Source organism: Nocardioides euryhalodurans (assembly GCF_004564375.1).
Taxonomy (GTDB): Bacteria; Actinomycetota; Actinomycetes; order Propionibacteriales; family Nocardioidaceae; genus Nocardioides; species Nocardioides euryhalodurans.
Genome location: NZ_CP038267.1, coordinates 977,332 through 991,226, shown reverse-complemented (window position 1 = coordinate 991,226; position 13,895 = coordinate 977,332). Strand labels below are relative to the sequence as shown.

The 13,895-nt window shown below is 72.8% G+C and carries 14 protein-coding genes; 10 read left to right on the top strand and 4 right to left on the bottom strand.

Annotated elements, in window-relative coordinates:
- Window positions 1–38 precede the first annotated feature (38 nt).
- From EXE57_RS04655 to EXE57_RS04630, 6 genes are all read left to right on the top strand, one after another.
- Complete coding sequence (locus EXE57_RS04655; RefSeq protein ID WP_135074447.1) at window positions 39–1,061, top strand: PhoH family protein; 1,023 nt, start codon at window positions 39–41, stop codon at window positions 1,059–1,061.
- Window positions 1,058–1,507, top strand: a complete 450-nt coding sequence (ybeY, locus tag EXE57_RS04650) for an rRNA maturation RNase YbeY (protein WP_135074445.1) — start codon at window positions 1,058–1,060, stop codon at window positions 1,505–1,507. Before EXE57_RS04655 ends, ybeY begins: the two co-directional genes overlap by 4 nt.
- Complete coding sequence (locus tag EXE57_RS04645; RefSeq protein ID WP_135074443.1) at window positions 1,504–2,814, top strand: hemolysin family protein; 1,311 nt, start codon at window positions 1,504–1,506, stop codon at window positions 2,812–2,814. The genes ybeY and EXE57_RS04645 overlap by 4 nt, the downstream gene beginning before the upstream one ends.
- Window positions 2,807–3,148: a cytidine/deoxycytidylate deaminase family protein gene (locus EXE57_RS04640; protein WP_135074441.1), complete on the top strand. Its 342-nt coding sequence runs from the start codon at window positions 2,807–2,809 to the stop codon at window positions 3,146–3,148. Before EXE57_RS04645 ends, EXE57_RS04640 begins: the two co-directional genes overlap by 8 nt.
- Window positions 3,149–3,189: 41 nt before the next feature.
- Window positions 3,190–4,050, top strand: a complete 861-nt coding sequence (locus EXE57_RS04635; protein WP_135074439.1) for a hypothetical protein — start codon at window positions 3,190–3,192, stop codon at window positions 4,048–4,050.
- A gap of 236 nt (window positions 4,051–4,286) precedes the next feature.
- Window positions 4,287–5,711 carry a helix-turn-helix domain-containing protein gene (locus tag EXE57_RS04630; RefSeq protein ID WP_167305820.1) on the top strand — a complete coding sequence of 475 codons (1,425 nt, stop codon included), beginning with the start codon at window positions 4,287–4,289 and terminating at the stop codon, window positions 5,709–5,711.
- Between the two features lie 69 nt (window positions 5,712–5,780).
- Here the strand turns inward: EXE57_RS04630 and EXE57_RS19625 are convergent, their stop codons facing one another.
- The gene (locus EXE57_RS19625) at window positions 5,781–5,930 is read right to left on the bottom strand and encodes a hypothetical protein (RefSeq protein ID WP_167305819.1); all 150 of its coding nucleotides are present in this window, start codon (window positions 5,928–5,930) and stop codon (window positions 5,781–5,783) included.
- A 355-nt stretch (window positions 5,931–6,285) separates the two neighbouring features.
- Here EXE57_RS19625 and EXE57_RS04625 point away from each other — a divergent pair, with 355 nt between their 5' ends.
- Genes EXE57_RS04625 through era form a run of 4 tightly spaced genes read left to right on the top strand, consistent with a single transcriptional unit; the run spans window position 6,286 to window position 10,603 of the window.
- Complete coding sequence (locus EXE57_RS04625; RefSeq protein WP_135074436.1) at window positions 6,286–7,638, top strand: FAD-binding oxidoreductase; 1,353 nt, start codon at window positions 6,286–6,288, stop codon at window positions 7,636–7,638.
- A gap of 11 nt (window positions 7,639–7,649) precedes the next feature.
- On the top strand, window positions 7,650–8,909 hold the full coding sequence (locus tag EXE57_RS04620; protein WP_135074434.1) for a class I SAM-dependent methyltransferase: 1,260 nt from the start codon (window positions 7,650–7,652) through the stop codon (window positions 8,907–8,909).
- A 13-nt stretch (window positions 8,910–8,922) separates the two neighbouring features.
- Window positions 8,923–9,693 carry a siderophore-interacting protein gene (locus tag EXE57_RS04615; RefSeq protein ID WP_135074432.1) on the top strand — a complete coding sequence of 257 codons (771 nt, stop codon included), beginning with the start codon at window positions 8,923–8,925 and terminating at the stop codon, window positions 9,691–9,693.
- On the top strand, window positions 9,683–10,603 hold the full coding sequence (era, locus tag EXE57_RS04610) for a GTPase Era (protein WP_135074430.1): 921 nt from the start codon (window positions 9,683–9,685) through the stop codon (window positions 10,601–10,603). Before EXE57_RS04615 ends, era begins: the two co-directional genes overlap by 11 nt.
- A 5-nt stretch (window positions 10,604–10,608) precedes the next feature.
- Here the strand turns inward: era and EXE57_RS04605 are convergent, their stop codons facing one another.
- The 3 genes from EXE57_RS04605 to EXE57_RS04595 form a co-directional block, all read right to left on the bottom strand.
- Window positions 10,609–11,472 (bottom strand): septum formation family protein, encoded by an 864-nt coding sequence (locus EXE57_RS04605; RefSeq protein ID WP_135074428.1) that lies wholly within the window; start codon window positions 11,470–11,472, stop codon window positions 10,609–10,611.
- A complete protein-coding gene (locus EXE57_RS04600) occupies window positions 11,469–12,269 on the bottom strand; it encodes a septum formation family protein (RefSeq protein WP_135074426.1) in 801 nt (266 codons plus the stop codon). The genes EXE57_RS04605 and EXE57_RS04600 overlap by 4 nt, the downstream gene beginning before the upstream one ends.
- A 76-nt stretch (window positions 12,270–12,345) precedes the next feature.
- Window positions 12,346–13,869 carry a GNAT family N-acetyltransferase gene (locus tag EXE57_RS04595; RefSeq protein ID WP_135074424.1) on the bottom strand — a complete coding sequence of 508 codons (1,524 nt, stop codon included), beginning with the start codon at window positions 13,867–13,869 and terminating at the stop codon, window positions 12,346–12,348.
- Window positions 13,870–13,895 lie beyond the last annotated feature (26 nt).

The following is a 13,895-nucleotide window of genomic DNA, read 5'->3' as shown; positions in this document are numbered from 1 at the left end:
GGGCCGCGCCCACCCCACGTGCGTAGCATGGAACCTCCATGACTGACACGCCTCACTCGACCGACCGCGGGGCCACCCGGACCCGCCACACCGTCGTCGTCCCCACCAGCATCGACCTCGTCAGCCTCCTCGGACCGGGCGACGAGCACCTCGCCCTGCTCGAGAAGGCCTTCGACGCCGACATCCACGTACGCGGCAACCGGATCACGCTGCACGGCGATCCCGGCGAGATCGCGCTCGCCGAGCGGCTGCTCGACGAGCTCGTGACCATCCTGCGCACCGGCCAGGGGCTCTCGACCGAGACCGTCGAGCGGGTGCTCGCGATGCTCCGGGCCGAGACGAGCGAGCGCCCGGCCGAGGTGCTCTCGCTCAACATCCTCTCCAACCGCGGTCGCTCCATCCGGCCCAAGACGCTGAACCAGAAGCGCTACGTCGACTCCATCGACAAGCACACGATCACCTTCGGGATCGGCCCCGCCGGCACCGGCAAGACCTACCTCGCCATGGCCAAGGCGGTCCAGGCGCTGCAGGGCAAGGACGTCAACCGGATCATCCTCACCCGACCGGCCGTGGAGGCAGGGGAGCGGCTCGGCTTCCTGCCCGGCACGCTCAGCGAGAAGATCGACCCCTACCTCCGGCCGCTCTACGACGCTCTCCACGACATGATCGACCCCGAGTCGATCCCCAAGCTGCTGGCCGCCGGCACCATCGAGGTCGCCCCGCTGGCCTACATGCGGGGTCGCACCCTGAACGACGCCTTCGTCATCCTCGACGAGGCCCAGAACACCACACCCGAGCAGATGAAGATGTTCCTCACTCGGCTCGGGTTCGGCTCCCGGATCGTCGTCACCGGCGACGTCACCCAGATCGACCTGCCCGGCGGGACCCGCTCCGGCCTCAAGGTCGTCGAGGAGATCCTGACCGGCGTCGAGGACGTCGTCTTCAACCGGCTCACCAGCCACGACGTGGTGCGCCACAAGCTGGTCGGCAGGATCGTCGCGGCCTACGACGACTGGGACGCCCGTCCCCAGCCCGGCCCGGGGCGGGGGAGCACCCCGTGAGCATCGAGGTCATCGACGAGTCCGGCCACGGGCTCGACGTCCACCACCTCGCCTCGTTGTCCCGCTTCGTGATGGACCGGATGCACGTCCACCCGCAGGCCGAGCTCTGCATCAAGGCGGTCGACGAGGACACCATCGCCCAGCTCAACGAGCAGTGGATGGACAAGCAGGGCCCCACCGACGTGCTGGCCTTCCCCATGGACGAGCTGCGACCCGGGCTGGTCGACGAGGAGCCCGAGGAGGGGGTCCTCGGCGACCTGGTCCTGTGCCCGGACGTCGCCGTACGCCAGGGCGAGACGGCCGGTCACGGCACCGTGGCCGAGATCGAGCTGCTCACGACGCACGGCATCCTCCACCTGCTCGGCTACGACCACGCCGAGCCGGAGGAGCACCGCGAGATGTTCGGTCTCCAGGACCAGCTGCTCGCCGACTGGCGCCGTCGGTGACCTCGAGCGACGTGTGGCTGCTGACGGCAGCCGCGAGCCTGGTGATCCTCGCCGGCGTGTTCTCGGCCGCCGACGCGGCCCTCTCGTCCTTCTCGCGCGCCCGGGCGGAGGAGCTGGCCGGCGAGGGACGGACCGGTGCCCGGCCGCTGGTGCGGCTGCTCGACGACCCCGCCCGATTCCTCAACACCGCGTTGCTGCTGCGCCTCGCGTGCGAGATCTCGGCGATCGTGATCGTCACCCAGCTGGTCCGTGACGCCTTCGACGGCGCGTTCTGGTCCGCGGCGATCACCTCGATCGCGGTGATGCTGGTGGTGTCCTTCGTCGTCATCGGCGTCGCCCCCCGGACGCTCGGCCGGCAGCACGACGAGCGCGTCGCCCTGCTCTCCGCCGCCCCGCTCGGCGCCGTCACCACGATCCTCGGGCCGGTCCCGCGAGTGCTGATCCTGGTCGGCAACGCGATCACGCCCGGCCGCGGCTTCCGCGAGGGTCCGTTCTCGACCGAGACCGAGCTGCGCGAGCTGGTGGACATGGCCGAGGCCTCCGCGGTCATCGAGTCCGGTGAGCGCCGGATGATCCACTCGGTCTTCGACCTCGGCGACACGACGGCCCGCGAGGTCATGGTCCCGCGCAACGACGTCGTCTACATCGAGCGGCACAAGAACCTGCGCCAGACGATGTCGCTGTTCCTGCGCAGCGGCTTCTCCCGGGTGCCCGTGATCGGTGAGAACCTCGACGACATCCTCGGGTTCGCCTACTTCAAGGACCTCGTCCGACGCGACTTCGAGGCCCCCGACGTGGAGTTCACCCAGCAGGTCGAGGAGGTGATGCGCCCCGCGTCGTACGTCCCCGACTCCAAGCCGGTCGACGCCCTCCTCTCCGAGATGCAGGCCAAGCGCCAGCACATCGCCGTGGTCGTGGACGAGTACGGCGGCACCGCCGGCCTGATCACGATCGAGGACCTGCTGGAGGAGATCGTCGGCGAGATCACCGACGAGTACGACGAGGAGGAGATCGAGGTCGAGCAGCTCGACGACGGCTCGACCCGGGTCTCCTCGCGCTACCCCATCGACGACCTCGACGAGCTCTTCGGCTTCGACGTCGAGGAGGAGGACGTCGACAGCGTCGGCGGGCTGATGGCCAAGCACCTCGGCAGGGTCCCGATCCCCGGCTCCACCGTCGAGGCCCACGGCCTGCGCTTCGTGGCCGAGGACGCCGCCGGTCGCCGGAACAAGATCGGCACGGTCCTGATCTGCCCGGTCGGGCACGAACCCGGCGACGAGTCCCACGAGGAGGACGACGATGAGTGACCTCTCGGCCGAGGACCGCAAGCTCGTGACGCTCGCCCGTGCGACGCGCGCCCGTACCGGCGCCGCGGAGGGTGCTGCGGTGCGTGACGCCGACGGTCGGACCTACGCCGCCGCCACCGTCGACCTGCCGTCGTTGCAGGTCTCCGCGGTCGGTGTCTGCGTGGCGATGGCGGTCGCCTCGGGGTCACGCGGTCTCGAGGCCGTGGTGGTCCTCACCGACGGCGACTCGGTCGCCGACGCGGACCTCGCGGTGGTGCGCGACTTCGCCGGTGGGGGAGTCGTGGTGCACCGGGGCGACGCTCGCGGCACGCTCGCGGGGTCCCTCGTCTCCTGAGACCCTCGCACGGGCAGGTCCGTCGCGAGTACCGTCCGGCCATGACCCTGCGGCGCCTCCCGACGGCCCTCGCGGCCGCGTCCCTGGTGGTCCTCCTCGTGGTGAGCAGTGCGCCCTCGTCGGCCGCGCCCCGACCGGGGGACGGGCCCCGGGCGATGTGGGTGTGGGACCGGCCGGGCGTCGCCGGTCTGGTCGACTTCGCCCGCAAGCAGGGGGTCCGCGACCTCTTCGTCTCCACCCCGGGCCACCTCGCGTCCTCGACCGACCTCGGCTGGTTCACGACGCTCCGCACCCGGACCGCGAGCGCCGGGATCCGGGTGCACGCGCTCGGGGCGGAGGTCTGGTGGTTGGACGACCACGGGGCAGCCCTGGCCTGGCAGCAGCAGGCGCTGGCGACCGGCCTCTTCGACGGGGTGCACCTCGACGTCGAACCCTGGCTGCACCCTGCCTGGCCGGCGGAGTCGGCCACGCTGCTCGCCTTGTGGGCCGACATGGTCGGCCTGCTCGCCGACGACGCCGTCCCGCCCGTCGAGGCGGACGTCCCGTTCTGGCTGCACGAGCACACCGTCGCCGGGGCTCCCGCCGACGAGGTCCTCATGGCGGCGGCCGACGCGGTGACCGTGATGAGCTACCGGGACACGGCCACCGGTCCCGACAGCATCACGGGGGTCGCCGCGACGGCGCTGGCGACCGCGCGACGGCTCGGCGTACGGATCCGGTTGGCGGTCGAGACCCGGGACCTCGGGGACGGACCGGTCGCGGACAAGCAGACCTTCTTCGGGGAGTCACGCCGGCTGCTGGAGCGGACCCTGCGCGAGGTGGACACCGCGACGGCGGGCCACCCGACGTACGCCGGCATCTCGGTCCACGACCACCACGGGTGGGTCGCTCTGCCGCGCTGACCTTGTCGCGAGGCCGCTACCGGATCAGTCGTCACGGACGGCTCCGGCGACCGATCCGATGGGCAGCATCGGCAAAGACCCCCGAAAACACGTCACGCGCGTGTCCGTCGACACACGCGTGACGCCCAACCCCCGGGCGAGGGAAGACTATGGGCGATCGGGCTCCGGGACCATGGATGCAACGAGTTGCCCGAATACTTGCCCAGATTGTGCCGGCGTCAGTCACAATCGGTGTCATGGACGTCAGTGACGCGAAGCTGCTGCAGGACATCCGGCCCTCCGAGCTGGGGGAGCGACTGCGTGCTGCCCGCCTTGCCCGCGGGTGGACCCAGACCGAGCTCGCCGGCGACCTGGTCTCGGTGGGCTACGTGTCGCGCCTGGAGTCCGGGCAGCGCCGCCCCAACGCCGAGGTGCTCGAGTCCCTCGCCCAGCGCCTGGACCTCCCGGTCGACCACCTGCTGCGCGGCACCACGGCGCGGGAGCAGGACGAGATCCGGCTGGCCCTCGACTTCGCCGAGCTCTCCCTCGAGAACGGCGACCACGTCGAGGCAGAGGTCGGTGCCCGCTCCGCCCGCGACCGCGCCCGCGCCGTCTCGCGCGCCGACCTGGTCGACCGCGCCCAGTACCTCGTCGCCCGGGCGCTGGAGGCGCAGGGCAGCGTCGACGACGCCATCCTCGAGCTCGAGCCGCTGGTCGGCCCGGTGTCCGCGATCCCGTGCGGCAAGCCCGGCAACGTCGGCCCCCGCGACACCTCGGGGGAGGCGGCGGGGCGCGGCATCGCGATCCCGCGGGTCCGCGCCGCCATCGCGCTGAGCCGCTGCTACCGCATCTCCGGCGACCTGAACCTGGCGGTCACGCGGGGCGAGAGCGTGCTGGACGACCTCGCGGGCACGCCGCTCGAGAGCGCGGACGAGGCGGTCCAGCTGGCCGTGACGGTGGCCGCCGCCTACTACGAGCGCGGCGACACCGGCCAGGCCGTCCGCACCTGCCGCAAGGCGATCGCCCAGGCCGAGCAGCTCGGGACGCCGAAGGCCCGCGCCTCGGCGTACTGGAACGCCAGCATCATGGAGTCCGAGCGCGGCTCGGTGGCCGAGGCGATCCCGCTCGCCGAGCGTGCGCTGGCCCTGCTGGCCGAGGGAAGCGACGGGCGCAACCTCGCCCGGCTGCGCACGGTGCTCGCCGACATGCAGCTCCAGCTCGACCCGCCGGAGGTGGCCGAGGCCCAGCGCCAGCTGGAGCAGGCGGCCGAGGAGCTGCGCGACTCCAGCGCCGGGGCGGCAGACCTGGCTCGCAACGACCTCGGTCTCGCCCGGGTCAAGCTCCTCGCGGGCGACGTCGAGGGCGCGCTCGTCCTCAGCACCAGCGTGCACCAGGCCATGCTCGAGCTCTCGCCCATCGCGGCAGCGGACGCCAAGGCCCTCCAGGGGCAGGCGGCAGCGGCGTACGGACGCAGCGAGGAGGCCGGACAGGCCTACCGCGAGGCGGTCATGCTGCTGACCGGCGTGGGTGCGGACCGCGATGCCGCCTCGTTGTGGTTCGAGCTCGCCGGACTGCTGGAGAGCGTCGGGGACCTCGACTCCGCCCGGGTGGCCTATCGCAGCGCTGCTGCGTCGACCGGCCTGCGCGGGCGGCCCGTGGCGATCCCGTCGCGAGTGTCCTGACAGCGACTGGCGGGGGTCTCGGGGCCCCGCCAGCAGTGGTTCAGGAAGACGTGAGGGTGCGCTGAGGGATCAGCAGCACCAGCCGCGGTCCTTCATCATGACCGCGCCGCCGCCCTTGTTGACCGGGGCAGCGGTGGAGGCGGTCGTACCGACGACGCCGAAGGTGGCGACCAGGGCGGTGGCGATGGTGGCGATGGTGAGCTTGGCGTTGCGGGTCATGGCGGGTCTCCCTCTTGGTTGAGCGCGGGGTGCGTCGGGCCAAGCATGGAGCATGAGCAGGCAAATTCGGTAGTGCACAAATGTGCCATTTTCATGACGATGCCCCGTCTGCTGTGCTGTCAGGCCGCTGAACACGGCCTCCGAGGAGAAATCGCAGACTTCTCGCGAATTGCTCCCATGTGACCGCGACGGGTGTAAAGTCTGGTCACAGGTCGGTGGCAAGTCCCCCCTTCGCCGCCCACCTGACTCGCGGATCGTCCAACCCCCGGACTCCGACGAGGACGTGCACCCCACGGGCACGGACAGGCTCCCCGCACCAGTGCGGGGAGCCTCGTGCGTTCTGTACCGTGGAGCCGTGCGTCCGGGGAGGGAACCCCACGAGGCAGCCGTCCAGCGGCTGCAGTCCTCGTACGCCGCCATCCCCGCCGGCGAGCCCGTCCGCCTCGCGAAGACGACCACCAACCTGTTCCGCAGCCGCTCCGCCACCACGCGTCCCGGCCTGGACGTGGCTGGCCTCACCGGCGTCCTGGACGTCGACCCGGTCGGCCTCACCGCCGAGGTGCAGGGCATGTGCACCTACGAGGACCTGGTCGCGGCGACGCTGCCGTGGGGGGTGATGCCGTGCGTCGTCCCGCAGCTGCGCACCATCACGCTCGGCGGGGCCGTCACCGGACTCGGCATCGAGTCGACCAGCTTCCGCCGTGGGCTCCCGCACGACTCGGTGCTCGAGATGGACGTCCTGACCGGGGCGGGCGACGTCGTCACCGTCCGCCCCGGCGACGACCTCTTCGACGCCTTCCCCAACAGCTTCGGCTCGCTCGGCTACGCCGTCCGGCTCCGGATCGAGCTCGAGCCGGTGCCGGCCTACGTCGGCCTGCGCCACCTCCGGTTCGACGACGCGACGCTGCTGGGCAAGACCGTCGAGCAGGTCGTGTCGACCCGCGAGCACGACGGGACCCGGGTCGACGGCCTCGACGGCGTGGCTCTCACGCCCGACGAGCTCGTGCTGACGCTCGCGACGTGGACCGACGAGCCCGGCCCCACGAGCGACTACACCGGCCAGCAGGTCTACTGGCGCTCGCTGGACCAGCGGGAGACCGACCGGCTGACCGTCCACGACTACCTCTGGCGCTGGGACACCGACTGGTTCTGGTGCTCGCGGGCCTTCGGTGCCCAGCACCCCGTCGTCCGGCGCCTGTGGCCCCGGCGCTGGCGCCGCTCCGACGTCTACATGAGGCTGCTCGGGCTGGACCGTCGCCTCGGCATCGCCGACCGGCTCGACCGCCGCGCCGGTCGGCCGCAGCGCGAGCGGGTCGTCCAGGACGTCGAGGTGCCGGTCGAGCGGCTCGGGGACTTCCTCACCTGGTTCGACGAGGAGGTGGGGATGCGCCCGGTCTGGCTGTGCCCCGTGGTCACGAGCCGGCACTGGCCGACCTACCCGCTGGAGCCCGGGCACACCTACGTCAACCTCGGCTTCTGGGGCACCGTCCACGTGGGTCCGGAGGCGGCACAGTCACCCCGCAACCGGGCGATCGAGGCGAAGGTGCACGAGCTCGGTGGCCACAAGAGCCTCTACTCCGAGGCGTTCTACGACCGGGCGACCTTCGACACGCTCTACGACGGCGACAACCTCGCCCGCGTGAAGCGGCTGCACGATCCCGACGACCGGCTCACGAGCCTCTACGACAAGGTGGTGCGACGACAGTGACGACAGCGGAGATGACGATCGCCGAGGCCGTGGACACCCTGATGCGCGACGGGATGCCGCTGCGCTTCACCGCGTACGACGGCAGCTCGGTCGGTCCGCCCGACTCGCCGCTCGGGCTCGAGCTGACCACCCCGCGGGGGCTGGCGTACCTGATGACCGCTCCCGGCGACCTCGGGATGGCGCGTGCCTACGTGACGGGCGACCTGCTGCTCCACGGTGTCCATCCGGGCGACCCCTACGACGCGCTGGTCTCGCTCCAGAACAACCTGCGCTTCCGTGCCCCCAACGCCCCCGAGGCGCTGGCCGTGGTCCGGGCCCTCGGGCTCGGAAACCTGCGGCCCCCGCCGCCGCCCCCGCAGGAGGCAGCACCCCGGTGGCGTCGCGCCGTCGAGGGGCTGCGCCACTCCAAGGGCCGCGACGCCGGCATGATCTCGCACCACTACGACGTCTCCAACCGGTTCTACGAGCTGGTGCTCGGACCGTCGATGACCTACACCTGCGCCGTCTACCGCACCCCGGAGGACACCCTCGAGCAGGCGCAGGCCGAGAAGTACGACCTGGTCTGCCGCAAGCTCGACCTGCAGCCCGGCCAGCGGCTGCTCGACGTCGGGTGCGGTTGGGGCGGCATGGTCCGCCACGCCGCCCGCGAGTACGGCGTCCACGCCCTCGGGGTGACGCTGTCGCGCCAGCAGGCGTCCTGGGCCAAGGAGGCGATCGACCGTGAGGGGCTCGGCGACCTCGCCGAGGTCCGGCACCTCGACTACCGCGACGTGGTCGAGTCGGGCTTCGACGCCGTCAGCTCGATCGGGCTCACCGAGCACATCGGCGTCCGCAACTACCCGGCCTACTTCGCGCACCTGCGGGACCGGCTGCGCCCCGAGGGGCGGCTGCTCAACCACTGCATCACCCGGACCCACAACCGCCGGCAGGACATCGGCGCCTTCCTCGACCGCTACGTCTTCCCCGACGGTGAGCTGACGGGCTCGGGGCGCATCATCACCGAGGCGCAGGACGCGGGCCTCGAGGTGATGCACGAGGAGAACCTGCGTCGCCACTACGCCCTGACGCTGACCGGCTGGGGCCGCAACCTCCGCGACCACTGGGACGAGGCGGTCGCCGAGGTGGGCGAGGGCACCGCCCGGGTGTGGGGCCTGTACATGGCGGGCTCGCGGCTGGCCTTCGAGCGCAACGAGATCCAGCTGCACCAGGTGCTCGCCACCCGCACCACCGCGGACGGCCGGGACGGATTCCCCCTGCGTCCCGCCTGGTGACTAGCCTTGCCGGGTGAGCACGAGAGCCCGGCAGTACGCCGCCACCGTCACCGGTCGCGAGCAGCTCTCGTCCCACCTGGTCCGGCTCACGCTGACCGGTCTCGACGGCTTCGCCTCGACCGGCGTGCCCGACGAGTGGGTCGGCCTCGTCGTGCCGGGCCAGTACCAGTCGCGCTACTACACGGTGCGCAGCTGGGACGGCTCCGAGCTGGTCCTCGACGTGGTCGTGCACGAGGTCGGCCTGGTCACCGAGTGGGCCTCGCGCGACTGCGTCGGCGACACCGTGACCCTCACCGAGCCCCGTGGCTCCTTCACGCTCCCCGACGACCCTGCCTGGCTGCTGCTGGTGGGTGACCTCACGGCCATGCCCGCCATGGCGCGGATCGCCGGGACCGTCACCGGGGTGCCCACGCGGATCTGGGCCGAGGTGCCCGACGACCTCACGGGCTACCTCCCCGCCGGTGCCGACGTCACGTGGCTGCCCTCACCCGCCGAGGGGAGCAGTCGCCTGGCCGAGGTCGTGGAGGCGATCGACTGGCCCGAGGGCGAGGGCTACTTCTGGATGGCGGGGGAGTCGGCGCAGATGCGAGCGATCCGGAAGTTCCTGATGCGGGAGCGGCAGCTGCCCGCGTCGGCGTACGACGTGATGGGCTACTGGCGCGGCGTCCGGGAGCGACAGCCGCGCGCCGTCGACCCCGGCCCCATCTGGCGGGCCGGGAAGGCGGCGGGCAAGACCGACGAACAGATCTGGGCCGACTACGACAGGGCGCGCGATGAACGATGACTTCCGCAGCGGGTTCGCCTGCTTCGTCGGCCGGCCCAACGCCGGGAAGTCGACCCTGACCAACGCGCTGGTCGGGCAGAAGGTGGTCATCACCTCCGACAAGCCGCAGACGACCCGCACCGTGGTCCGCGGCATCGTGACGCGTCCCGACGCCCAGCTGATCCTGGTCGACACCCCCGGCCTGCACCGGCCGCGGACGTTGCTGGGGGAGCGGCTCAACGACCTGGTGCGGACGACCTGGTCCGAGGTCGACGTGGTCGGCGTGTGCTTCCCCGCCGACGAGAAGGTCGGGCCCGGCGACCGCTTCCTCGTCAGCGAGCTCGCGAAGGCCACCCGGTCCACCAGGTTCGCGATCGTGACCAAGACCGACCTGGTCGCGCCCGAGCGGATCGCCGAGCACCTCCTCGACGTCGCCGAGCTCGGCCGCCAGACCGGCGTCGAGTGGGCCGAGATCGTCCCCGTGTCGGCGGTGGCCGGCGACCAGGTCGCGCTGCTGGCGGACCTGCTCGTCGCGCAGCTGCCCGTGGGGCCGCAGCTCTACCCCGACGACGAGCTCTCCGACGAGCCCGAGGAGCACCTCGCGGCCGAGCTGATCCGCGAGGCGGCTCTCGACGGCGTGCGCGACGAGCTTCCGCACTCCATCGCGGTGGTCGTCGAGGAGATGCGGATGCGGGAGGGGCGTCCCGAGGACAAGCCGCTGCTCGACATCCACGCCAACCTCTACGTGGAGCGGTCCTCCCAGAAGGGGATCGTGATCGGCCACCGCGGGCAGCGGCTCAAGGACGTCGGGCGCCGGGCGCGCACGCAGATCGAGGCCCTGCTGGGAGTCCCGGTCTACCTCGACCTGCACGTCAAGATCGCCAAGGACTGGCAGCGCGACCCGCGCCAGCTCCGCAAGCTCGGCTTCTGAGACCGTCAGGCCGGGTCCGGCACCCAGCACAGGCCGTACGTCTGCCCGTCGCTCCACTGCCGGGCGGTCGGCCACTCGTAGCCCCACCGGAAGTCCAGCTGGTCCGCGGAGGCGGCCCGGCCGGCGGCCCGGCAGGGCGCCTCGCCGGCCGTCCGGACCGCGGCCTCACCCGGGTAGTCCGGCCCGGCGAGGGTGACCGTCCGGATCGCCCGCCAGCTGTGCTCCTCCGCGCAGATCACCCGGCTGAACCCGGCGGTGCCGGGCTCGGCGGTGCCGCACAGGCCGTAGCGCGCCTGACCCGCCGGGGTGCCGAGCGCCCCCGCCGCCCTCCCGTCGAGGGGCGCCAGCTGGCGGTCGCGCGCCACGGCGATGACGTCGCAGCGGAACCAGGTGGCGCCCGCGTCGGACTCCTCGAGGGTGGGCGTGAACCAGACCGGGCGCAGCACGCTGAGCCGCCGCTGCTCCTCGGTGCCGCCCACGTGCTCGGCGAACCGGTCCGGGCACGCCGACGAGACCTGGCCGCGGACCTCCTCGGAGTCCACCGCGACCAGGTGGCCGTCGACGACGGTGTCGAGCTCGCCGACGAGGTACGTCGCCGAGGTGTGCTCGCGGTCGCAGGCGACCGGGCTCCGGGTGGAGGTCGGCGCGACCGCCTCGCCGTAGGTGAGCCGGTAGCACGCACCCCCGTCGGGACCCGGTGGGGGCGTGGCCCGGACCGGGGTCGGGGACGAGGACGGCTCGCCGGTCGGGGACGCGGAGGGACGGGGTGGCTCCGGGGCGACGCCCGGGTCGTCGGTGACCTGCCAGCCCACGACGACGGCCACCATGGTGACCACCAGCGCCGCGAGCAGGGCCACGCGGCGGCTCATCGGTCCGTCTTCGCCCAGCAGATCGAGCGGCGGTTGCCGACCTCCCACTCCGCCTCGTGGAACCAGGTGTAGGCGAAGTCGTACTTCACGGGGTAGCCGAGGGTCGCGCCGACCGAGGTGTCGCAGAAGTCGCGGGTCTGCACCTCGACCAGACGGTCGCCGGGGTAGTCGTCCTCGGGCTCCCCGAGCTTGATCGTCGTGACGGCCCGCCAGGTGTGGGGCTGCGAGCAGGGGACCCGGACCCCGGCGGCCACCGTGGGGCCCTCCGCGCAGATCATCCAGGCGTCGTCGACCCGGCCCTGCAGGAGCCCCTTGGCGTCCTGGGGGAGCCGGACGTACTCCTCGCTCTGGTCGCCGCCGCCCACCACGTCGCAGCGGTACCAGCGCGCGCCCTCGTCCCAGGCGGCCTCGGACGGCCGGAACCACGCCCAGCTGACGACCGTGCGCATCACGAGGCTCTCGTCGGCGCCGAGGAACCTCTCGAACCGGTCGGAGCACTCGCGGTAGGCGAACTCGCCGAGTGCCTCGTCGTCGTACGCCGCGTCGTCGAACTCCTCGGGGAGCGGTCCCACGGCGTACGTCTGGGCGGTGTGGGCCTCGCTGCAGTCGACCGTGCGGGTGGCGTTGCTCGCCTGGGCGACGTCCTCGGGGGTCAGCGAGCGACAGGCGCCGAGCTCGGGGGCCTCGACGGCATCGACCTGTTCGGGGTCGACGTCCGTGCCCTGCCCGGCGGCCGTGCACCCGACGAGGAGCAGCGTCGCCAGCAGGGCCCCGAGTCCCAGCAGCCCTCGCCGCACACGTCCTCCTCGCTCGCCCCAGCAGTGCGGTGATGCTACCTCCCGGCCGTCCGGGGCAGCAGGGCGCCCGAACCCGTCAGGGCGAGGTCGGCACCCAGGCTGCCGGCCACGGCAGCAGCGCGTGCCGGACCACGGTCGGGGCGCCGTCGCGCGTGCCCCGCGGGTCGGTCCTGGCGACGCTCACCGGCCGGTCGAGCGCGGCTGCGAGAGCCGGTGCTGCGACGTCCTCGCCGTCGGTCGACCCGTCGAGCAGCACGACCTCCCGCACGACGTCGTCGGCTCCGAGCCGGGCGAGCGCCACCGGACCGGACCCGATCCGCCACCACCCGTCGTCCTCGGCCCACGTGCCGGCCACGGCCTCGGGGCTGGCCTCGCCGGACGTCACGGCGAGGTAGCGGCGCAGGCCCGGGTCGGAGGCGTCGAGGGGCGCGGCCGGGAGTGCACCGTCTGCGGGGGCGGTGGCGAGCAGCCGGATCGGCTGGTCGGGGGTGGCGCCCTCCCCGCCCTCGGGTCGCCGGAGCCTCGCCGCCACCCGGTCGCGGACGGCGGGGACGACGCGGCGGGCCTGCTGCCGCGCCGGGAGCGCCACCCCCGCGACCGCGCTCCGGCGGACGGCGTCGACCTCGAGCAGCACGGGCCGGTCCGGCGTGAGCCGGTCCTTCTGCGGCGATCCGCCCGGCAGGTAGTCGAGGACGCCCGGCGGCTGCTCGGCGAAGAGCCGCTCCTGCGCCAGCCACTGCACCATCGTCCCGGGGCTGAGCGCGTCGAAGCCCTGGTCGTGGGCGGTGGAGAGCCAGGTGGCGACCGGGCCCAGCCGGAACCACACGTGCCCCGCGACCGGGACCCCCGCGACACGCAGGATGAAGATCCGCACCCAGCCGAGCTGCTCCGCCCGCAACGCCAGCTCGCGCCGGCGGATCATCGTCATGGGATCGTACGGGCCCTTCCAGCTGCGCGCCTGGAGCTCGGCGTAGACCCGGAAGCCCTCCGCGGCGGGCAGCTCCGGCGAGGTCCCGTAGGTGTCCATCGTGAGGTCCCACAGCGGAGTGACCCGGTTGCAGAAGCGGCGGACGTACTTGGCGAAGCTCTTGTAGTCGCGCGAGTGGGCGGCCCAGTCGCCGGTCGGGTGGGCGAGCCGGTCCTCGGAGCGCTCGCGCCGGGCCACCTCGTAGCCCGCCTCGCGCAGCGCCCCGAGGAACGCCTCGGTCACGGGGTCGCGGCTCGGCAGCCGGTGCAGGGCCAGGGAGCGGGCGCCGGCACCCGCCAGCGACTCGGCGAGCTGCCCGAGTGCCTCCGGGTCGGGACCTTCCCCGCGGGTCACGATGCGGCTGCGGGGCCGGATGTCCATCCCCACGCTGCGCCAGCACCCGGACCGGTCGACGGTCACGGGGAGCAGCGCGACCGGCTGCTCGCCCTCGAGCACCGCGGGGATCCTGACCGCCCGGGCCAGGGCCGGGTCGGCGCGCAGCGAGGCGGCGTGCCAGGCCCAGCTGTCGTAGACGTCGGCCTGGTCGCCGCGACCGGCCGGGAGCGCGTCCCACCGGGCGCCCAGGTCGTCGTCGACCTCCGCCGCGCGCAGGATCGTGCTGCGATAGCCCATGCTTCTCCGCCCCCGATGCACCAGTG